This is a genomic window from Clostridium pacaense, from assembly GCF_020709765.2.
Classification (GTDB): Bacteria; Bacillota; Clostridia; order Lachnospirales; family Lachnospiraceae; genus Enterocloster; species Enterocloster hominis.
Genome location: NZ_JAJFEB020000006.1, coordinates 96,620 through 117,357 on the forward strand (window position 1 = coordinate 96,620; position 20,738 = coordinate 117,357).

The 20,738-nt window shown below is 51.4% G+C and carries 18 protein-coding genes and 1 riboswitch; of the genes, 12 read left to right on the forward strand and 6 right to left on the reverse strand.

From position 1 onward, the window contains the following. Positions 1-41 precede the first annotated feature (41 nt). From LK536_RS41875 to LK536_RS41890, 4 genes are read left to right on the forward strand one after another with little or no spacing between them, the layout of a single operon-like run. Complete coding sequence (locus tag LK536_RS41875; RefSeq protein WP_025484160.1) at positions 42-521, forward strand: TRAP transporter small permease; 480 nt, start codon at positions 42-44, stop codon at positions 519-521. A 3-nt stretch (positions 522-524) separates the two neighbouring features. Continuing rightward, the gene (locus LK536_RS41880) at positions 525-1,796 is read left to right on the forward strand and encodes a TRAP transporter large permease (protein WP_025484159.1); all 1,272 of its coding nucleotides are present in this window, start codon (positions 525-527) and stop codon (positions 1,794-1,796) included. 26 nt (positions 1,797-1,822) lie between these two features. Beyond that, on the forward strand, positions 1,823-2,707 hold the full coding sequence (locus LK536_RS41885) for an SDR family NAD(P)-dependent oxidoreductase (RefSeq protein ID WP_227794475.1): 885 nt from the start codon (positions 1,823-1,825) through the stop codon (positions 2,705-2,707). 26 nt (positions 2,708-2,733) lie between these two features. Next, positions 2,734-3,756: a zinc-binding alcohol dehydrogenase family protein gene (locus tag LK536_RS41890; protein WP_227794474.1), complete on the forward strand. Its 1,023-nt coding sequence runs from the start codon at positions 2,734-2,736 to the stop codon at positions 3,754-3,756. A 2-nt stretch (positions 3,757-3,758) separates the two neighbouring features. Here LK536_RS41890 and LK536_RS41895 read toward each other — a convergent pair whose 3' ends face one another. Then, complete coding sequence (locus tag LK536_RS41895; RefSeq protein ID WP_227794473.1) at positions 3,759-4,433, reverse strand: GntR family transcriptional regulator; 675 nt, start codon at positions 4,431-4,433, stop codon at positions 3,759-3,761. Positions 4,434-4,466: 33 nt separating this feature from the next. Continuing rightward, on the reverse strand, positions 4,467-5,489 hold the full coding sequence (locus LK536_RS41900; RefSeq protein ID WP_008724338.1) for a zinc-binding alcohol dehydrogenase family protein: 1,023 nt from the start codon (positions 5,487-5,489) through the stop codon (positions 4,467-4,469). Positions 5,490-5,742: 253 nt separating this feature from the next. Here LK536_RS41900 and LK536_RS41905 point away from each other — a divergent pair, with 253 nt between their 5' ends. Beyond that, the gene (locus LK536_RS41905) at positions 5,743-7,353 is read left to right on the forward strand and encodes a mannitol dehydrogenase family protein (RefSeq protein WP_227794472.1); all 1,611 of its coding nucleotides are present in this window, start codon (positions 5,743-5,745) and stop codon (positions 7,351-7,353) included. Between the two features lie 881 nt (positions 7,354-8,234). On the opposite strand, the gene LK536_RS41910 is transcribed toward LK536_RS41905, so the two are convergent. Further along, on the reverse strand, positions 8,235-9,026 hold the full coding sequence (locus LK536_RS41910) for a creatininase family protein (RefSeq protein WP_008724343.1): 792 nt from the start codon (positions 9,024-9,026) through the stop codon (positions 8,235-8,237). A 134-nt stretch (positions 9,027-9,160) separates the two neighbouring features. Then, positions 9,161-9,778 (reverse strand): ECF transporter S component, encoded by a 618-nt coding sequence (locus tag LK536_RS41915; RefSeq protein WP_008724347.1) that lies wholly within the window; start codon positions 9,776-9,778, stop codon positions 9,161-9,163. A 215-nt stretch (positions 9,779-9,993) separates the two neighbouring features. Beyond that, positions 9,994-10,111, reverse strand: a riboswitch (FMN riboswitch). A 291-nt stretch (positions 10,112-10,402) separates the two neighbouring features. Between LK536_RS41915 and LK536_RS41920 the strand changes: the two genes are divergently transcribed. Continuing rightward, positions 10,403-12,091 carry an SWIM zinc finger family protein gene (locus LK536_RS41920; protein WP_227794471.1) on the forward strand — a complete coding sequence of 563 codons (1,689 nt, stop codon included), beginning with the start codon at positions 10,403-10,405 and terminating at the stop codon, positions 12,089-12,091. 140 nt (positions 12,092-12,231) lie between these two features. Next, positions 12,232-12,507 (forward strand): sporulation transcriptional regulator SpoIIID, encoded by a 276-nt coding sequence (gene spoIIID, locus LK536_RS41925; RefSeq protein ID WP_008724393.1) that lies wholly within the window; start codon positions 12,232-12,234, stop codon positions 12,505-12,507. A 98-nt stretch (positions 12,508-12,605) separates the two neighbouring features. Here spoIIID and LK536_RS41930 read toward each other — a convergent pair whose 3' ends face one another. Beyond that, positions 12,606-14,141, reverse strand: coding sequence for a sodium/proline symporter (locus LK536_RS41930; RefSeq protein WP_025484113.1), 1,536 nt, complete (start codon positions 14,139-14,141; stop codon positions 12,606-12,608). A 421-nt stretch (positions 14,142-14,562) separates the two neighbouring features. Continuing rightward, a complete protein-coding gene (locus LK536_RS41935; RefSeq protein WP_120056582.1) occupies positions 14,563-15,171 on the reverse strand; it encodes a TetR/AcrR family transcriptional regulator in 609 nt (202 codons plus the stop codon). Between the two features lie 221 nt (positions 15,172-15,392). On the opposite strand from LK536_RS41935, the gene LK536_RS41940 reads away from it, so the two are divergent. From LK536_RS41940 to LK536_RS41960, 5 genes are all read left to right on the forward strand, one after another. Further along, positions 15,393-16,418 (forward strand): branched-chain amino acid aminotransferase, encoded by a 1,026-nt coding sequence (locus LK536_RS41940; protein ID WP_008724416.1) that lies wholly within the window; start codon positions 15,393-15,395, stop codon positions 16,416-16,418. 141 nt (positions 16,419-16,559) lie between these two features. Next, positions 16,560-16,985, forward strand: a complete 426-nt coding sequence (locus LK536_RS41945; RefSeq protein WP_008724418.1) for a protease complex subunit PrcB family protein — start codon at positions 16,560-16,562, stop codon at positions 16,983-16,985. 116 nt (positions 16,986-17,101) lie between these two features. Next, positions 17,102-17,818 carry a serine O-acetyltransferase gene (gene cysE, locus LK536_RS41950; RefSeq protein WP_008724419.1) on the forward strand — a complete coding sequence of 239 codons (717 nt, stop codon included), beginning with the start codon at positions 17,102-17,104 and terminating at the stop codon, positions 17,816-17,818. Next, on the forward strand, positions 17,815-18,687 hold the full coding sequence (locus LK536_RS41955; RefSeq protein WP_227794470.1) for a tRNA 2-thiocytidine biosynthesis TtcA family protein: 873 nt from the start codon (positions 17,815-17,817) through the stop codon (positions 18,685-18,687). Before cysE ends, LK536_RS41955 begins: the two co-directional genes overlap by 4 nt. 131 nt (positions 18,688-18,818) lie before the next feature. Then, positions 18,819-20,429, forward strand: a complete 1,611-nt coding sequence (locus tag LK536_RS41960) for a DUF3794 and LysM peptidoglycan-binding domain-containing protein (RefSeq protein WP_025484109.1) — start codon at positions 18,819-18,821, stop codon at positions 20,427-20,429. The last annotated feature ends 309 nt before the right edge of the window (positions 20,430-20,738 follow it).

Here is a 20,738-nt window from a genome sequence, read left to right on the forward strand (position 1 = left end):
TAAAAGCAGCGGCTAATAATTGATAGAGTTGGGGGATAGCGATGAAGAAAATTACTGACTTATTGGATAAGATATTCCATTACCTTACAGCCCTCTCCTTTGGCCTGGTGAGTATCTGCGTCCTGGTTCAGGTCATCACAAGATATACGCCGGGGATTTCAGCTCCCTGGACAGACGAAATGACAAGATTGTTTTTCATGTATACAATCATGTTCGGTGCGCCCATGGCAATTAAATACAATGAGTATGCTGTCATCGACATAGTGACAAACAACATGCGCGGAAAGCTTAAGCATATCATAAGCATTCTGGACTATATCTTCATAAGCATTGTAGGGGTAGTGGGTACAAGGCAGGCCTTTATATTCTGGAAAACCGGTCTGAGGACAGTATCCACTTCCCTGAGGATTAACATGGGAATTTTCTATCTGGTCCCGGTGGGGATATTTGCCCTGACCTCCATCTACTGTATGGCTGGAATCATAAGCGAAGTCCTGGCAATGGGAAAGGGGGCGGAATAAGGTATGGTTGCAATGATGTTTATTATATTCCTGATACTTCTGCTGATAGGGGTTCCGATTGCATTTTCCCTGGGTCTGTCATCCCTGTTTTATCTGTTTACAAATAACATACCGCTGACCGTCATCGCCCAGAAGTTTTATTCTGGAATGGATTCCTTTACCCTGCTCTGTATACCCGGATTCATGCTGGCCGGAGCGCTGATGAACGGCGGAGGTATCACCAGGCGTATTCTGGATTTCTGCAACTCATTTCTGGGACATTTCCGCGGAAGCCTTGCGCTGGTAAATATTGTGGCAAGTATGGTGTTTGCCGGAATATCCGGAACAGCCATTGCCGATGTGTGCAGCCTGGGCAGTATGCTGATTCCGGCCATGGTGGATGACGGCTATGACGATGATTTCTCGGTGGCAGTGACAGCGGCTTCATCCGTTGTAGGCCCAATCATCCCGCCCAGCGTGCCCATGGTCATTGCAGGTTCCTGTGTGAGCATTTCCGTTGGGAAAATGTTCCAGGCCGGCATTATCCCCGGTATCCTGCTGGGGCTGGCCCTCTGTATCCCAACCTATATCATCTCCGTAAAGCGCAATTATCCAAGGCACGAAAAGGCTTCCTGGCGGGTGCGCCTGGAGACGACAAAGGATGCAATCTGGGCCATGCTGATGCCTGTCATTCTTTTAGGCGGGATCCTCTCTGGCGTGTTCACGCCGACGGAGGCCTCAATCGTCACATGCGCATATGCGCTGGTTGTAGGTGTGTTTGTGTATAAGGAAATCAGAATCACGGATGTTCCAAGGATTGTCTGGGAGAATATAAGGGCCTGCGCCAGCATCATCGTACTCATTGGGCTGGCCAATGTATTTGCCTATATCCTGACAGCGGAGCGTATCCCGCAGATGGTGGCAAACAGCATACTCAGTATTACGGATAACCGGGTTGTGGTAATCCTTCTGATCAATGTGGTATTGCTTTTTGTAGGGATGTTCATGGAAAGCCTTGCGGCAATCCTGATTACGTTCCCGGTGCTGCTTCCCGTGGCAACCGCGGTGGGAATGGAGCCGGTCCACTTTGCGCTGATGGCAATCCTGAACCTGATGCTGGGACTGACCACGCCTCCGGTAGGCATGTGTGTCTGCACAGGCGCCCAGATTGGAAAGATTTCCGCATTCAAGGCATTTAAGGCCACGGTTCCCTTCCTGGCCACAAGCCTTATTGTATTAGCGCTTGTATCGTTTGTCCCGCAGCTCACACTGTGGATTCCAAGTATTTTAAATTAAAAATTATTCGTCGGAGGATAAGGGATATGGAACAGGTTGTTGTTATAACCGGTGCAGGCGGAGGACTTGGCAGCGTGTTTGCCAGGGAACTTGCCGGGGATGGTAAATCAATTGCAGTGTTGGATTATGATATCCATGCTGCAGGGCAGGTAGCTGCGCAGATCAGGGAAAATGGAGGAAGGGCCGCTGCAATCCGCTGCAACGTGGTGGACAAGGCTTCCATGGAACAGGCCCGTCAGGAGGTCAGGGAAAAGCTGGGCAAGTGCAATGTGCTGATTAACTGTGCAGGAATCCAGGATCCACTGGCCAAGACCACGTCCGGGTCATATCAGCCAGGCGATGAAATGGATACAGAGGTTGCAAAGGCTGATCCGGACCGCAAGGAGACTGTCCGGGAACTGCTGGGAAAGAGCCGCACCCTGTTTAATATTGATGCGGAAAAGATGATGCGGGTCATGAACGTGAATTGGCTGGGAACCGTGATTGCCAGCCAGGTATTTGCAGCGGACCTTGTAGGCGGGGAGGGGAATTCCATTATCAACATAACTTCCATGGCAGCCTATGACGCCCTCAGCATGGTTCCGGCCTATGCGTCCAGCAAAGCGGCGGTGGATATGTTCACCAGATGGCTTTCCAATTACCTTTCCAATGAATATGGCAGGGTCAGGGTCAATGCGGTGGCCCCGGGATATTTCCTGACACCATTAAACCATGACATGTATGTAAATCCGGACGGCACCTATACCCAGCGCTACTACAATGTGATTCACCGCACGCCCATGGGCAGGCTGGGGGATTCCAGGGAACTGGTGGGCGCGCTGCGGTTTTTTGCAGACCCGGATATGTCGGGCTATGTAACGGGCCAGGTGATTGCGGTGGACGGAGGGTTCCTGTCCTGCCCCGGGATTTAGCCGGACCAGAATGAAAGGAGAGGAAGATGAAAGCAATCACGGTAATAGAACCGGGCCATATGGAAATGCTGGATGTAAAGATGCCGTCCATCACTGAGCCGGACCAGGTGCTGGTGCGGATCCATGCCACGGGAATCTGCGGTTCCGATGTGCATGTGGCCCATGGGAGCAATCCCTATGCTGTATATCCAAGGGTAATCGGGCATGAGGCGGCAGGTGAAGTCAAAGCGGTGGGAGAGGCGGTGTCCGACCTGGCGGCCGGGGACGGTGTGGTCTTTGAACCCATTACCTACTGCGGGAAATGTTACGCCTGCCGCAGCGGCCATCATAATGTATGCCGGGAACTGAAAGTCCTGGGCTGTATTGTGGATGGAACCTTCAGGGAATACGCGGTGGTTAAACGCTCCCAGTTGTATCGATACGATAAAAGTAAAATGAGTTATGTCCAGGCAGCCCTGTGTGAGCCATATACCATCGGATTCCAGGCCAACTGGCGGGGCGATGTCCGGCCGGGGGATGTGGTCCTGGTCCATGGGGCCGGCCCAATCGGCCTGATTGTGGCGGATGTGGCCAAGAGCCGCGGGGCAGTGGTGATTGTATCCGAGCCAAATGAAAACAGGCTTGCCATGTCGGCCCGGTTTGGCGCGGATTACATGGTCAACCCTGTAAAGGAGGATCTGGATGCACTTGTTATGGATGTGACTGGCGGGGAGGGGGTCAATGTGGTATTTGAAGCAGCAGGAATCCCGGCCCTTCTGGAACACGCTGTTAAACTTCTCTCACCAGCCGGACGCCTGGTGGCGATGACATTCGCAAAGACGCCCACTGCAATTGATTTTAAGGCGGTTAACGCCAAGGAGCTTACCATTCTTGGAACCAGGCACCAGATGCAGAAATTCCCGGAGACACTGGAACGTCTTGCGGACCGTCTGGACCGGGTGGACCAGCTGGTCACACATGTGTTTCCGGCTGAAAAGTATGAGGAGGCATTTGCCGTTCTGGCTGATAAGGACAGTGGGGCAGGAAAAGTCATCCTGACATTTGACTGAAATCACACAAAATAATCTGGATACAGCTTAATAAGCTCTGATTTTTCTACCCGGTGCCTGGTCAGGTGCCGGGTCATCAGCATCTCGGCCAGCTCGCTGTCCCGGCGGCCGATGGCATAGAGGATATTCTCGTGGTCCTCCACAATCTTGTCCGGCTTAAGGGACTTGAGGGATAAGGCCCTCAGCCTGTCAAAATGCACCATCTGGGAGTGGATGATACTGTAGGTCCGGGCCTTGCCCACGGACAGGAATAAAAGACGGTGGAAATCCGTGTCCAGCTCAAACAGCCGGGGGTAGTCCCCTGCTTCAAGATGCCTGGTTTCCTCCGCCATGTTTGCCCGGAGCATTTCCTCGTGTTCCGGGGAAATGCCTTCGCATACCAGGGCCAGGACCGCATTTTCCAGAACCAGGCGCATGAACCTGGACTCTTCCACCAGCTCGTAGTCAATCTTGGCAATATAACTGCCGCGCTGGGGCTGGATATCCACCAGCCCCATTTTGCTCAGCTCAATCAAGGCCTCCCGCACCGGGGTGCGGGAAAGCTTGAGTACCAGGGAGAGTTCATTTTCACTGACCGCGCTGCCAGGCGCAAGTTCAAGGGTTATGATGTTGTGCAGGAGAACGCGCAGCGCATAAGAGCGCGCGTTTTCGGAAGGCTGCCTGTCTAATAATTCCATATCCAAACCTCGCTGCGTTTATTTTGTATCGTATTAGAAATCAAAGGTCAGTACAATCTTACGGATGGATGGGTCATGGCTGTCCACAAAGTCAAATGCTTCCTGGGCCTTTGTAAGGGGGAAGGTGTGGGAAACAGCGCCGGACAGATCCAGTTTGCCCTCATTGACCAGTTCGATGGCCTTGCCGAACATCTTGTTCTGAAGCCTGGAGCCTCTGACATCCAGTTCCTTGGAGGTGATTACGAACTGGTTGATTTCGGTGGGGCTGGTGGAGAAGCCCATGGTCATGACGCGGCCCGCGTTGCCGGTTGCCTCAAGAAGGTTAATCAGGGAATCCTTGTTGCACACAGCGTCGATGGATACGGTTGCCCCGTGTCCGTATGTATATTCCTTTACCTTTTCAAGCAGGTTTTCTTTTAATACGTTGATGGTGTAGGTTGCCCCGTTGGCCTTTGCGGCCTCCAGCTTGTCATCCAGTACATCGGCTACAATGATGTGGTCGCAGAGCAGGCGTGCAATCTTTAATATGGAACTTCCAAGGGCGCCTGAGCCGTAGATTAAGAGCATGTCATCCTTCTGAAGCTCAGCCCTGGTGCAGGACTGGATACCGATGGTGGTAGGCTCAATCATGACAGCGTCTTCATCAGAAAGGGACTCGGGAAGGATGTAGCAGTCAGATTCAGGTACGGCAATATATTCCCTGTAACCGCCGTCAATGTGCACGCCGCGCACAGCCAGGCTGTCGCATACATTGCCGCGTCCAATCTTGCAGGGATAGCAGTGGCCGCAGCTTGTAACCTGGTTGATGATCACACGGTCGCCCGGCTTTAAGTCCTTCACATTAGGGCCGACCTCGTCCACACGTCCCACCATCTCATGTCCGATAACCCTTGGGTAAGTTGCGGCTGCGTTGGTTCCGTGGTAGATTCCCACATCAGAACCGCAGATGCCGGCAGCGGTCATCTTCACAAGTACATTGTCCTTCTCGGTGATGACAGGCTTCTCCATGTCAATCAGCTTTAATTCGTTTGGTTTTACAATCTGTACGGCTTTCATAATCGTTCTCCTTTGATATAATCATTTATTTGTTGCAAATACTCCGTCCAACTACCATACAAGTATACTAATACCCCTTGGATGAAATGTCAATCCATGAAAATGAATTGGCATAATATAAGCGATTTTTACAAAAATATACCTGAAAAATTGTGGAAAATTACATATTGAATAAAAGGCCGCTATATACTACCATACTAGATAAGAGACTTTCATTATTTTAATCATATTTTAAAAGGAAAGGGTAATCAATATGAAACTGACATTAGAAGGATTGAAAGACAGGAGCGCATGGGAGGCAGCCGGTATCGGACTTCCGGACTATGACATCGAAGCAGTGGCAGCAGAGACAAGGAAGGCTCCTGTGTGGGTGCATTTTGGAGCAGGCAATATTTTCCGTATCTTTATCGGAGGCCTGGCCGATACCCTGATTGAAAAAGGTGAGTGCAGCAAGGGTATTACCTGTGTGGAGACCTTTGACTTTGATGTGATTGACAAAATATACAAACCATATGATAACTTGGTGCTGGCAGTGACGCTGAAAGCAGACGGCTCCACGGATAAGAAGGTTATCGGTTCCCTGACAGAGGCCCTTAAGGCCCAGTCCGGCGTAAAGGAGGAGTGGGACCGCCTGAAGGAGATATTCGTGAATCCTGGCCTTCAGATGATTTCTTTTACCATCACGGAAAAGGGATATGCCTTAAAGGGTTCTGACGGGAATTACTTCCCATTCATCCAGGCAGACATTGACAATGGCCCGGAAAAGGCAGTATCTGCCATGGCAGTTGTGTGCGCGCTTCTGAATGAGAGATACAAAGCAGGCAAGGCGCCTCTGGCAGTTGTTTCCATGGATAATTGTTCCCACAACGGGGAAAAGCTTCAAAGCTCCATCCTCACCATGGCTAAGGAGTGGAACCGGAAGGGCTATGTAGAGGACGGCTTTATGGATTACCTTTCCGACGAAAACCAGGTATCCTTCCCCTGGTCCATGATTGACAAGATCACACCACGTCCAGCTGACTCTGTATGCGCTGAGCTGGAGAAGGCAGGAGTAGAGGATATGGCCCCTGTCATCACCTCCAAGAAGACATACATTGCCCCATTTGTCAATGCAGAGGGACCCCAGTACCTGGTCATCGAGGACAAGTTCCCGGCTGGAAGGCCGGCGCTGGAAAAGGCTGGCGTCTACATGACGGACAGGGACACGGTTAACAAGGTAGAGCGCATGAAGGTCACCACCTGCCTGAATCCTCTCCATACAGCCCTGGCTGTATACGGCTGTGTGCTGGGCTACACCCTGATTGCAGATGAGATGAAGGATGCCGAGCTTAACAAGCTGGTTCATGAGATTGGCCCGGTAGAGGGAATGCCGGTAGTGACCAATCCTGAAATCCTGTCCCCTGAGGACTTTGTAAATGAAGTAATCAACGTAAGGATTCCCAACCCATTCATGCCTGACACGCCCCAGAGAATCGCCACTGACACCTCACAGAAGGTGGGCATCCGTTACGGCGAGACCATCAAGGCATACGTTGCAAAATACGGTGACGCCAAGAAGCTGAAGGCTGTTCCTCTGGCGCTTGCAGGCTGGTGCAGGTACCTTCTGGCAGTGGATGACCAGGGAAATGCATTCGAACTTTCAGCAGACCCAATGGTGCCGGAGCTGACCAAAGCCCTGGAGGGAATTGAAGTTGGCAAGCCTGAGACTTACAAAGGACAGTTAAAGCCAATCCTGTCCAATGCCAATATATTCGGTGTAGACCTCTATGAGGCCGGAATCGGTGAGACCGTGGAGTCAATGTTCCTGGAGGAGATTGCGGGAGCGGGGGCTGTCAGGGCGACGCTTAAGAAGTATTTGGATTGATGAATATGGATTGATGGTTTGAAGGCAGAGGGGGTGTGACGGGGGTTGCGCAACCTCTGCTTTTGGTTTTCTTACGGAGCCAGGGGCGGGAGGCGGACGGGGGGACGGTTCCTGGTTCCGGGCATAAGAGAGACGGACTCAAAAAGACGGCAAAAACCGGGCACCGTCTCAACTACCGAAAAATCTTGATGATTTTTCGTCCGTGGAGACTCTGCGCTCGGGCTTTGAGGCCCTCGCTCGGCCCGGCTTTTGCCGCCTTTTTGAGTCCGTCTCTCTAATACCCTCCACAAGGAACCGTCCCCCCGTCCGCCTCCCGCCCCTGGCTCCTGCCAAGTACTTGAAGAGGTTGCTGGGGCCTTCAGCTACTGCCTTAAAACATGAATCGGAGAGAAGAAAATCATACCGCAAGCTTATGTATTTCCTGACTTAACAATAATATGGTGCATTACTAAACTTAGCATCAGCATATAAATGCATTACTGATTTTAGTATAAGTATATAGAAAACAGGCCTGGACTATCCGTCTTGACGAAGTACATCTTTGGCAGAACGGAATGAACTAAGCCTGTTTTTTATTTCTTTCTCCGGTTCATGTGATGCAGGAACGATAATACGTAGTGGGTGAGCGGAATGGGGATGGGGGCTGTGGATGCATCTACAGGGGCGTGTGATTCTTATGCTGTGGGAACCGGTGTTAAGAGGCTGGCGCCTTTGTCTGAGCTCAGTGTTGTATGGTTTAGACAAACTAAGCGCGAGTTAGGCGGCCAGCCTCTTGTCCAACGCCGGTTTCCAGAGCATTAGAAGCACTAGCCCCGCAGCCGTATCCACAGCCCCCATCCCCATTCCGCTCACGTACGGATGCACCTCCCCCACGCACCCCATCAACCATTCCACTTCTTAATCTCCAAAAGCCCCGGCACCAACGCCTCCGCACTAGTCTTAAGGATGATCCTTCCTTTTTCAGCCGTAGCCCCGGAGGGGTCGCCGCCAATGCCGATGGGTTTGCCGTCCTCTGTTTTCCAGTCCTCGGATACCCAGCCGATGGATACGGGGCCGTAGGGCTGAAGGGCCTGGTTGTCCTTGAAGGCAGCAGGGATGCCGGCTTCGGAGGTTTCCAGCTTGACTAAGGATGGGTCCACGGCCATGACCATGGAGGTTTCCATCTCGCCGCCGTGGAAATCCCAGATGTTGCCCTCTGAGACAGTGGCTTTTACATCGGGATGGCTGAATGCGCCGGAGGACAGGAGGAATGGGGAAATCCCCAGCTCGCTTCGCAGTTCCCGGCTCAGTACCTGGGCAATGGGGGCGTTGCCGCCGTGGCATATGAGCAGGGCCAGCTTCTTAAAGCCATGGTGCGCCAGGCTGGCACATATGTCGTATAGCAGATGGTAGTAGGTGTCCGGTTTTAAGGTGATGGAACCGCAGAAGTTTTTGTGCTCCGTGCTAAGCCCCACAGGGATGACCGGGAATATCAGCATGGGGAAGTCCGGGTCTTCTGCCTCCAGTGCCTGGGTCAGGTATTCGGTCATGGCCTGGGCAATGATGTCGTCCGTGCCAAGGGGCGCCTGGTTCCCATGCTGTTCCAGGGCGCCAAGGGGGATGAGGACAATGGTTTCTTCCTTGTCGATCTGTTCCATCTCAAGTCTGGTAAGTTCGCTGTATCTGAGTATCATTTTTTTAAAAATTCTCCTTTCAAACACACTCTAGGACAGGTTAGCCGTTGGCTTCTCCGGCTGGTTTCCTTTCATGTTGCCCTCACTGGCTTTCATGCTGCCCTTACTGGCTTTCACGTTGCCCTTACTGGCTTTTAATGCTGCCTTGCCGGCTTTAATGATGGATAAGCGGCTGTCAGGCGGTTGAACAGAAGGTAGCCTACAAAGTAGTTTAAGCCCAGCTTCAGGATGTTGAAGGGGATGGTGGCCATGACGATGAAGGTGGTCAGGCTGGTGATGGCAGGGTTCACGGAGGCTACCATGGTAACCACGCTGTCCAGGGAAACGCCCATGGCCTTTGCGTATAAGGGCAGGGTGATGAAGGCATTGCAGAAACATGCAAATGCAGTCCTTACGGCAATGCTTACAGAAAGGCCGGTGATGGCTGCCCGGCGGTTCTTGCCCATTTTATTGTATACAATCCATAAGGGGATGACGAACAGGGCCACACCAATCAGGTTGGACAGTTCGCCCACGTACATGGAGTTGGTCCCCACTGTTATCAGCTTGATGAGGATCTTGATGATTTCCACCCAGGCAGCGGATGCGGGTCCGAACAGGAACAGGGCCATGATGGATGGGACATCGCTGAAATCCACTTTGTAAAATGGCGGCATCATAGGAACTGAAAATTCCAGTGACATAAGGGCGCCTGCCATGGCGGCCAGCATGCCGGTGTAAATAAGCTTCTGAATACTCCACTTTGATTTCATAACATAAACCTCCTTAGATATCAGGGCCTTGATGTGCCCTAAAGTTTGTTTTTGCAATGAAACAAGTCCTTTGGAAAAACTTTTGTAAAACCTTTGGGAAAAAATCATCACAGGCACGTTTTCCATATTAAAAAAATCCCAGAGCCATAGGGGCTTGGGATTCATAAACAATTCAATATAAATAACGGCATGTGGTTCATTATCCATATGAATTAAATCGCCTTCTCTCATCCAGACTATACTGTCGGTTTTGGAATCTCACCAAATCAGCCGCCTAAGCGGGTCGCGGACTATACCGCCGGTAGGGAATCACACCCTGCCCCGAAGAACTTATTCATTTGCTGTTTTTAGCGTAGCACAAATAATATAAGAAGTCAATGGGATGCCTTGTACTTTAGTTGGATAACTGCATGAAAACCAGTATCTTTTCAGGCGGCGTTCCTTTTCCTTGAAGGAAAAATCATGTATAATTAAAATATATTACATATTTTCGGAAGCCATGACTTTGCTGCATCCTGTAATCTGCATTTGGAGCGGAAAGAAAGGATTACCAAGGCCAGGGATGGATTTGAAGATGACATGTGAGGATGGCAGAGGGCACTATTTGATAAAGGAGTGTATGCAATGATGGATGAATGGGAAAGCTTATTCAGCCCCCGTATCCTGGTCCGGGGCATGGATTATTACGAGTCCGGGGCCGTCATGGAGATGGTGCGGACAGAGGGCGGATACCGTGCCCTGGTGGAGGGGACCGAGGACTATGAGGTGGAAATAGACATAAAGGACAACCAGGTCCAACACATGAGGTGCACCTGCCCATATGCGGCGGAAGGGTATAACTGCAAGCATATGGCGGCAGTTTTATACGAGGCAGAAGAGGGAGGCGTTCTGGAAATGCCCCCCACGGCCGATGGAGGAACCGTCCAGGATTCCAGACAGGAGCTTAAGGACGTGATAAATGGGATTCCGGAAGAAGAACTGAGGCGCCTCCTGGAATCCATGGCCTGGGAAGATGGGAAGTTGAGGAACAAGATCCTGATACAATATTCCCCATCCATAAGCCAGAGACAGATGGCAATGTTGAAAAGGGAGATAAATGACATTGCTTACGGGTATTCGGACAGATATGGCTATGTGGACTGGGAAAATGCAGGTAATTATTTGTTGGAGATGGAAGCATTTCTGAATGACAAGGTGCAGGCCGTGATTGACAAAGGCTGCTGGATGCAGGCATTTGAACTTACAAATCAGGTATTCATCACCATTGGGAACCAGGATATAGATGATTCCGATGGCGGCCTGGGTATGGTGGCGGAGGCCTGTTATGAATTCTGGAAGCAGATCCTGGAAAAATGCAGTGAGCAGGATAAGGACAGGATGCGTGCCTGGTTTAAGAAATATCAGGCGGACGGTACCGTGACTGATTATTTGGAAGAATATATCAGCGGGTTCCTTATGAATGAGTTTCATGACAGGGAACTCCTGCAAAGGACAATGGAGGCATTGGACCAGGAGATTGAAAAAAACAGGGAAGGCATGGACTGTGGCAAATACTACAGCGTGCAGTATGGATTTGAATATAATATCCTGAAAAGGCTTCAGATCATGAAGGAACTGGGGGCCTCGGAAGAGGAGATATTGCAGTACCGGGAGGAAAACCGCAGATTTACGGCAGTGAGGATGCTGGAGACAGAAGAATTTATCCAGGCGGGACAATACAAGGATGCAATCCGTGTCCTGAAGGAGAGCAAGGAACTGGACCATGGATCCCCCTCCTGGGTCAGCGGGCACAGCCGGAAACTGATTGAGTTGTACGGCAGGCTGCATATGGACAAAGATTATAAGGAGGAATTGCTGTTCCAGGTATTTTCCTGCAGACAGGACAGTCTGGATTTCACCAGTAAATTAAAGGCTGTGTGCGGAAAAAGCGAGTGGGAACAGATCCGGGAGAAGCTGCTGGCAGGTCCGGCCGGCCAGGAGATTAAACTGCCTTTATTGGAATCGGAGAAAATGTACGGCCAGCTTCTGGAGGAAGTAGTAAACAGCGGCTCTGTATATACCATGGACCGATATGAAAAAGTCCTTAAAAAGATGTACCCGGACAGGATGAGGACTGCTTATACTGCCTTTGCCAGAGGACAGGCCGAATCTGCGTCTGACAGGACGCGTTATAAAGAACTGATGAAATATCTGAAGAAGATAGCGTCCTATCCCAATGGACTGGAAGCGGCCGCACAGCTGGCACAGGAGTGGAGGACACTTTATAAAAGGCGCCGGGCCATGATGGATGAATTGGGGAAAGCCGGATTTTAGCAGGGGAAGAGGCGGGCTGCCAGGGAATGGGGACGTAAACAGGAGACCAGACGGAAAAAATTCCTCCAGAATCCGTACGAGGTGGTGCTAATCCCAGGATTTTCCGCATATGATGTAAAAAAATCCTCAGGAGACTCACTTTGAAGGAGTATATTGAAGAACGTGCGGTAGCCATCGCCAATTACATCATAGACCACAATGCCACGGTAAGGCAGACGGCGAAGAAATTCGGGATAAGCAAATCCACGGTACATAAGGATGTAACTGACAGGCTGGAACACATCAATCCGGGGCTGGCTGCCCAGGCAAGGATTGTACTGGACGTAAACAAGTCCGAGCGCCATATCCGGGGAGGGCTGGCTACCAGGGAGAAATACCAGCACAGGCTGGCAATCTGCAGTAAACAGGAAGATTAAGCTGATATAAGGGCCAAATAAGGAAAACCACTGTTCCGGGCAGGTATGACTGTGCCTGGGACAGTGGTTTTACGTTGTCTAAGACTTACGGGCCGGTATTATCTTCCTACAGAATCAAACTCTTCGCAGATTTCTGCAGACGGCGCAGCGGTTGCCAGTGATACAATCACGATGGCAGCGCAGGCCACCAGGAATGCGGGGAGCAGTTCGTAGATATTCCATGCCCCGCCAAGGGGCCGCACGCCGTATTTCCATACGAATACCATGATACCGCCGGAAACCATGCCGGCCAGGGCGCCCTTGAGGTTGCTGCGCTTCCAGAACAGGGCGAACAGCATGACCGGGCCAAAGGAGGCTCCAAAGCCGGCCCAGGCAAAGGATACGATGGTGAACACGGAACTGTCGGGATTCCATGCCAGTGCAATGCCTACCAGCGCAATTCCCACAACCGTAAGGCGGGCAGCCATCATGGATGTTTTGGTGTCCATCTTAATCTTAAGGAAATCCTGGAGCAGGTTCTGGGACACCCCAGACGCGGCGGTCAGCAGCTGGGAATCAGCCGTGGACATGGTACATGCCAGGATTCCGGCCAGGACAACGCCTGCCACGATGGACAGCAGCAGTCCATGACGCCCCAGCAGGTCGGCCAGACGGATGATGACTGTCTCTGACTCGGAACTGGAGGAAAAGGTGGGGATGCTGCCTGCAACGGAAGCGCTGTAGCCGATGATTCCAATCAGGATTGCCACGAACATGGAGATGACCACCCAGATGGAGGCAATGCGCCGCGATGTCTTCAGCTTATCCTCATGGCTGATTGCCATGAAACGCAGAAGGATATGGGGCATGCCAAAATACCCCAGCCCCCACGCCAGGGTGGAAAGTATGGTGATGAATCCATAAGGGGAGGCCGTATTGTCCGCCATGTTATGGATATGGGTCATGCTCAGATATCCTGCGAGGGAACGGGCATTGTCCGCCACCGCATCCCAGCCCCCGGCAACATTGACCCCAAAGAATACAATGATGACCAGGGCAATGCTCATGACGATACTCTGAATCAGGTCCGTGGTGGAGACAGCCATAAATCCTCCCAGGACCGTGTAACCGATGATGACAATGGCGCCCACAATCATGGCTGCATGGTAATTTACGCCGAAAAGGCTGTTGAACAGGGTCCCCACAGCCTTAAAGCCCGAAGCCGTATAGGGGATGAAGAAGATAAGGATGACAATGGCGGCAATGCACATCAGTATGTTTTTCTCATCCCTGTAGCGCCGTGAGAAAAAGTCCGGGATTGTGATGGCGTCACAGGCCACGGAATAACGGCGCAGGCGCTTTGCCACAATCAGCCAGTTCAGATATGTACCTGCTGCAAGGCCGATGGCAGTCCACCCTGCGTCTGCGATACCGGTAAGGTATGCCACTCCCGGAAGCCCCATAAGCAGCCAGCTGCTCATGTCCGATGCCTCGGCGCTCATGGCGGTTACCAAGGCTCCCAGCTTGCGGCCCCCCAGATAAAATTCGTCGGCTGAATCACCGCCGCCTTTTTTGCTGAAATAGAAACCTACGTAGACCATGGCAGCCAGATATATGATGATGGCAGCCAGAATCCCTATTTGTCCTGTACTCATGTTTTCCCTCCTGTTTTCAATCAATTCAGCTTTTCAGTCAATTATAGTGCATGCACCATATGTACGATACATTTTCGATATATTTATGATATATCTACATATTCATAATATATCCACTTCATAATATATCTACGATACATAAAGCTGCATGGTGCTGCATTATATTGGCCATTACATACATTTCCCCGGAACCTGTCAGCCCGGGGAGAACGGAAGTAGCCATAATGTGCACATTATAACATGAGGTATAGGAGAACGCAATACAGAACAAAGTATAGACTGAATACTAGACGAAAATATTATTTATATTAAATATTCATTATAAATAAAAGGAAAATTGACCGTACGATATATTAAATAATATATGTTCAAAAAAATAGAATTTATTTTCTTTCCCAATATTGGCCTGCCGGTTCCCTTCTTATAAGGTGCTTTCCCGGTGCTCCAGGAAGCTGCTCAGGAATCCAGGCATGACCGACACGCTGTACCGTCTGAGGGAGTATTCACCGCCGCACAGGCACCAGTCATAAAGGATTGCGCGTTCCGCTAATGCATACAGCTTTACCATTTCGCTGACGCTTAAGCCGGTGCTTAATTCACCGTTATCCTGGCCGTGGGCAATGATTTTGCGCAGGAGTTTATAATAGGTGCGGTTATGGTCCAGCAGGTGCTTTTCGCCGGCAGTGATCAGCTGGGTGGACAGGAGCCGGGCCAGAAGGTCCATGGAAATACTGTTCTCAATCATTCCAAACAGTTCGCTGTTAAGGAACAGCAGCCTGTCCATGGCGGTCATCTCCGGTTTTTCTGCCAGGATATCGGTAAGCTCTTCATATTTTTCATCAAATAACAGGCTTAAGGTGCTTAAAAGGGCATCCTTGCCATCAAAATAGTGGTAAAAGGAGCCCTTGGATGTGTGGGACAGCTCGATGATTTCCTCTACCGTGGTATCCTCGTATCCCTGTTCATAGAACAGCTTCCATGCAGCGCCTACAATCTTGCCCCGGGTGCCCCGGGCGGTTTTCTTGGCCATTGGTGATTCTCCTTCACATGTGTTAGATTCTTTATTAATTTAACATATCTTAACATGTTTTACAATGAGGAAGAGGGATAAGCCGCCCTTAGGTCCGGTTATGGCTAATATGCACGAATTGTATATCACATTTACACAGAACCCATTGATTTTACGGATTAATGCGATTATAATTGTGTTCAACAAAACAAGCTACTTCTACCTGAACGGAGGAATTGATTATGGAAAAGAAAGACCTGGACTGGGGAAATATCGGATTTTCTTATATGCCGACGGACAAGCGATATGTTGCAAACTATAAAGACGGGGCATGGGGGGAGGGAGAACTGACTTCGGACTCCAATGTGGTGATTAATGAGTGCGCAGGCATCCTTCAGTACTGCCAGGAATGCTTTGAGGGCCTTAAGGCTTATACCACGGAGGATGGAAGCATTGTCACCTTCCGACCTGACCTGAATGCTGAACGCATGATGGACTCCGCGGCGCGCCTGGAGATGCCTCCATTCCCAAAGGAGAGGTTCTTGGAAGCAGTGGATGCAGTGGTTAAGGCCAATGCGGCCTGGGTACCCCCCTTTGGCAGCGGCGCAACCCTGTATTTAAGGCCGTATATGTTTGCTTCAGGTCCGGTTATCGGCGTCAAGCCGTCGGATGAATATCAGTTCCGCCTGTTCGTGACCCCGGTAGGCCCGTATTTTAAGGGCGGCGCAAAGCCCCTGACCTTGTGCGTCAGCGACTTTGACCGTGCGGCGCCTCATGGAACAGGCCATGTGAAGGCCGGGCTTAACTACGCCATGAGCCTGTATGCCTCTGTCACCGCCCATGCAGCCGGTTATGATGAGAATGTATTCTTAGACCCGGGTACCAGGACTTATGTGGAAGAGACAGGCGGCGCGAATTTCCTGTTCGTTACCAGGGACGGGGAGGTGGTCACGCCTAAGTCTGACTCCATCCTTCCTTCCATTACCAGGCGTTCCCTGATCCATGTTGCCCAGCATTACCTGGGACTTAAGGTGACGGAGCGGCCTGTGAAGCTGGCTGAGCTGGCTGATTTTGCAGAGTGCGGCCTGTGCGGCACCGCTGCCGTCATTTCCCCGGTGGGCAAGATTGTTGACCATGGAAAGGAAATCTGCTTCCCCAGCGGCATGGATGAGATGGGACCTGTTACCAGGAAGCTGTATGAAACCCTTACCGGTATCCAGATGGGCACCATCGAAGCGCCGGAGGGCTGGATCAGGAAGATTGTATGAGGGAAGGTTGTATAAGGGAAGATTGTATATAGGGAAGCTTAAGCATTTTCAGGCACACTCTGAGATGAATCAAGAATAATCAGGACCTTCCGGAATATATTGATAGTAATTGTATCATATATTCCGGGAGGTTTTATTAACATGAAGGCATTTATCAAAGGGAAAATGTACCTGGGACTGCTGATGGTCATTGCCGCGTCGCTGTGGCTGGCAGGCTGTTCCGCTTCAAAGGATGACGGGGATAAGGTCCGGGACCTGGATTTTACGGTGGCCGGGGACCTGGATGTGCCGGATGAACTTAAGAAACTGATTGCTGAGAAACAGCAGCAGCCCTTCAAGCTTACATACAGCGATGAGCAGAACCTGTACATTGCAGTGGGGTACGGGGTACAGCCCACGGGCGGGTACAGCATCAGCGTAAACGACCTTTACCTTACCGACAACTCCATTGTGATCAACACGGAGTTAAAGGGGCCTGAGAAGGGGGAAAATGCAGGCACGGAGCAGTCTTTCCCATATATTGTAATCAAGACGGAGTATTTGGAGAATCCTGTCGTATTCCAGTAAAAAATCCTTTTTAAATTGAATATCATATGCTATACTATACGATATTTATGTTTTTCGGTAAATGTCGTGTCACAGCAGCAATGTTTTAACTTGTTAAAGAGAGGGTGGAGTATACTATGATATTCAAAGACATTTGGCTTGACATTAAGGCCGTACAGGAACGCGATCCCGCTGCCCGCAACGCACTGGAGGTGTTCCTGCTTTACCAGGGGGTCCATGCCCTCATATGGCACAGGTTTGCCCATTGGTTTTATCAGCATAAGATGTTTTTCATAGCCAGGCTTATTTCACAGATAGCACGGTTTTTTACTTTGATAGAGATACATCCGGGCGCCCAGCTGGGCCATGGGATCCTCATTGACCATGGAACCGGCGTGGTCATCGGTGAGACCGCGGTGGTGGGGGATAACTGTACGATTTACCAGGGAGTCACCCTGGGCGGCGTGGGCACGAAGAAGGGGAAGCGCCATCCAACCCTTGGCAGCAATGTCATGGTGGGGGCCGGAGCCAAGATCCTGGGGGCATTTGAGGTGGGGGATAACTGTTCCATTGCCGCCAACGCAGTGCTCTTAAAACCTCTGGAGGACAATGTGACCGCAGTGGGGATACCGGCCCGTCCGGTAAAAAAGGACGGCGTCACCATACCGAAGAATAAGAGAAGCCTGACGCTGGAAGAATACGAGGATATGAGAAGCCGGATGGAGCAGATGGAACAGGAGATTGAGTACCTGAAGCAGGCGCTGGCGGCCAGGGGGACAGAGGTTCCTTCCCAGGAAGACGCAGGGCAGGGAATACAGAATAAAGACACACGGGAGAAACCATACCAGTCATGAAGAATGAAGCACCATATGTGAATATAGAGCGGAGCATCATCAAGCAGTTCCGCAAGGAAATCTGGCGCCCCTTTGTCAGGGGGCTTCAGGAATATAAGATGATCCAGGACGGCGATAAGGTGGCTGTCTGTATCTCAGGCGGCAAGGATTCCATGCTGTTAGCCAAGTGCCTCCAGCAGTTAAAACGCCAGAGCGGCACGGAGTTTGGGCTGGAGTTCATTGTCATGGACCCGGGCTATCACCCTGACAACCGGAAGCTGATTGAGGATAATGCAGCCCTTATGAATATACCGGTCCGCATCTTTGATTCAGATATCTTTGATATCGTGGTGGATGTGGACCAGTCGCCCTGTTACCTCTGCGCCCGCATGCGGCGGGGATACCTGTACGCCCATGCCAGGGAGCTGGGGTGCAATAAGATTGCGCTGGGCCATCATTTTGATGATGTGATAGAGACCATACTCATGGGCATCCTCTACGGGGGACAGATCAACACCATGATGCCTAAACTCCACAGCACCAACTTCGAGGGAATGGAACTGATCCGTCCCCTTTATTTTGTTAAGGAAGAGGATATCCTGGACTGGAAAGACTACAATGGACTGCATTTCCTCCAATGTGCCTGCCGGTTCACGGAGCAGGTTGCAAGGGAACAGGCGGTCAGGGGGATTACGGGGGATGCGGCGGATATCGTCCATACCTCCAAGCGCCAGGAGATGAAGGAATTAATCCGCTCCCTCAGGAAGAACAGCCCGTTCATCGACGCCAACATCATGAAAAGCGTGGAGAACATCAATCTGGACGCCTGCCTTGGATATGTGCAAAAGGGCGCGCGCCATCATTTTATGGACAAATACGATGAAAGATAAGATATAAAGCATAAACCACCTGCTGTCCGCATAGATTTTTCTAAAAGACCGGAGCGTATCTGAACACCATTCACGCCCGGCTGGCAGAAAACAATGTTCAGATACGTTCTGGAGAGATGGCAGGTGTTTTTATGGAATTAATAAAGAAACAGATACATATGAACCAATGGAAGGGAAATGTTACCACACAGATTACACTGGATGATGACTTTATTGTGCCGGACACCATGGACGATATGGAACAGGTGATGTTAGACACCGGTGAGATCCAGATTGAGACAGTGAAGAACCAGGGAGATAAGGTGGCGGTAAAGGGCAAGCTGGAGTTCCAGGTGCTGTACCGCAGGGAAGCGGGCGGACTCCAGACCCTGGGCGGCAACATCCCGTTTGAGGAAGTGGTCAATGTCCCCGGACTGGAGGAAAAGGACTACGTGGGCCTTAACTGGATGCTGGAGGACCTGAATACGGATATGATTAACTCCAGGAAGCTGGGGGTCCAGGCCATCATCACGCTTCAGGTGCGGGTGGAGACTTTGAGGGATGTGGAAGCCGCAGTGGATGTGGACATGGAAAGCGGAAGCCGCAGCGCAGGGGCCGGTCTGTCGGACACAGATGCATCGGGACAGGTACAGGTGGAAACACTGAAACGGACAGCCACCGCGGCAGCCATTGCCGTAAGGCGCAAGGATACATACCGCATCAAGGAAGAACTGAGCCTTACAGGCGGAAAGCCTAATATCGGCCAGCTTCTGTGGCGTGAAATGAAGCTTCGGGACATAACCGTAAAACCGCTGGACGGACGTCTGCATCTGGACGGCGAACTGAGTGTGTTTGTCATCTACAGCGCGGAGGATGAAAACATGCCCATGCAGTGGATGGAGGAGACCCTGCCATTCTCAGGCGACATGGAGATGGGCGATGTGAAGGAGGAGCAGATTCCCATGGTAACCGTGCGCCTGGCCCACAAGGATATGGAAGCCAAGCCCGACTATGACGGGGAAATGCGGGAAATGGACGTGGATGCTGTCCTGGAGCTGGATATCAAGCTGTACGAGGAAGAGCAGGTAGAACTGTTAAGCGACATGTATTCCAACAACCGTGAGATTGAACTGACCCGGACAGAGGCCTGTTTTGACCAGATACTGACCAGGAATGTGTGCAAGTCCAAGGTGGCGGAAAAGCTGAAACTGCCCCAGGCCGAGCGTATCCTCCAGATCTGCCACAACGAAGGGACCATCAAGCTGGATGACGTGGAGGTGGGGGAGGACTGTCTGCAGATAGACGGCGTCCTGGAGGTGACCCTGTTATATCTTACCAGCGATGACACCTCGCCTGTACAGTCATCCGTGGAGCAGGTGCCGTTCCACTGCACCGCAGAAGCCAGGGGAATCCGTGAGGACAGCGTATACCAGCTGGATGCAGGGTTGGAGCAGCTGAGCGCGGTCATGATGGGCGGCGACATGGTGGAGGTAAAGGCAGTGGTTGCCCTGGATTTCCTGGTCCTGCAGCCGGTATGCGAGCCGGTGATTACCGGTGCGGCCGTCAATCCCATGGATCTGCAGAAGCTTCAGGAACTGCCTGGAATCGTGGGATATATTGTCCAGCCGGACGATACGCTTTGGTCCATTGCGAAAAAGTTCCATACCACCATCGGCACCATCATATCTACCAATGAACTGGCGGATGAGCAGGTGAAGCAGGGGCAGAGGCTGCTGTTGGTGAAGGAGATTGCGCAGGATTGAAGGGGCGGATGAAGGGGTGGGAAGGCTACGTCCGTGAAGAGGGTCAGGGCGGGCGGCGGCAGACCACGCGCTGAGGGCCGGAGGCCGCAGCTTCCAGGGCCCGGACAACAGAAAAGATGGGGGACCGGTGCTATTCACGGAGAAACTCTGATGAGCTTTCTCCGTTCAGAGCTCCTTGGATTCTTGCTTTGATGCAAGAATCCACCCCCATCTTTTCTGCTGCCCGGACCCAGGAACCTGCGGCCTCCGCCCCTATGCGCGTGGTCTGCCGCCGCCCGCCCTGACCCTCTTCACGGACTGCGTATTCCA

Coding starts and splice junctions, on each gene's coding strand:
- LK536_RS41900 (WP_008724338.1), bottom strand. CDS start 5,489: ATGAAAGCCGTACAGATTGTAAAACCAAACGAATTAAAGCTGATTGAC.
- LK536_RS41875 (WP_025484160.1), top strand. CDS start 42: ATGAAGAAAATTACTGACTTATTGGATAAGATATTCCATTACCTTACA.
- LK536_RS41945 (WP_008724418.1), top strand. CDS start 16,560: ATGAAGGCATTTATCAAAGGGAAAATGTACCTGGGACTGCTGATGGTC.
- LK536_RS41905 (WP_227794472.1), top strand. CDS start 5,743: ATGAAACTGACATTAGAAGGATTGAAAGACAGGAGCGCATGGGAGGCA.
- cysE (WP_008724419.1), top strand. CDS start 17,102: ATGATATTCAAAGACATTTGGCTTGACATTAAGGCCGTACAGGAACGC.
- LK536_RS41920 (WP_227794471.1), top strand. CDS start 10,403: ATGATGGATGAATGGGAAAGCTTATTCAGCCCCCGTATCCTGGTCCGG.
- LK536_RS41940 (WP_008724416.1), top strand. CDS start 15,393: ATGGAAAAGAAAGACCTGGACTGGGGAAATATCGGATTTTCTTATATG.
- LK536_RS41910 (WP_008724343.1), bottom strand. CDS start 9,026: ATGATACTCAGATACAGCGAACTTACCAGACTTGAGATGGAACAGATC.
- LK536_RS41960 (WP_025484109.1), top strand. CDS start 18,819: ATGGAATTAATAAAGAAACAGATACATATGAACCAATGGAAGGGAAAT.
- LK536_RS41885 (WP_227794475.1), top strand. CDS start 1,823: ATGGAACAGGTTGTTGTTATAACCGGTGCAGGCGGAGGACTTGGCAGC.
- LK536_RS41935 (WP_120056582.1), bottom strand. CDS start 15,171: ATGGCCAAGAAAACCGCCCGGGGCACCCGGGGCAAGATTGTAGGCGCT.
- LK536_RS41915 (WP_008724347.1), bottom strand. CDS start 9,778: ATGAAATCAAAGTGGAGTATTCAGAAGCTTATTTACACCGGCATGCTG.
- LK536_RS41895 (WP_227794473.1), bottom strand. CDS start 4,433: ATGGAATTATTAGACAGGCAGCCTTCCGAAAACGCGCGCTCTTATGCG.
- LK536_RS41930 (WP_025484113.1), bottom strand. CDS start 14,141: ATGAGTACAGGACAAATAGGGATTCTGGCTGCCATCATCATATATCTG.
- LK536_RS41880 (WP_025484159.1), top strand. CDS start 525: ATGGTTGCAATGATGTTTATTATATTCCTGATACTTCTGCTGATAGGG.
- LK536_RS41890 (WP_227794474.1), top strand. CDS start 2,734: ATGAAAGCAATCACGGTAATAGAACCGGGCCATATGGAAATGCTGGAT.
- LK536_RS41955 (WP_227794470.1), top strand. CDS start 17,815: ATGAAGAATGAAGCACCATATGTGAATATAGAGCGGAGCATCATCAAG.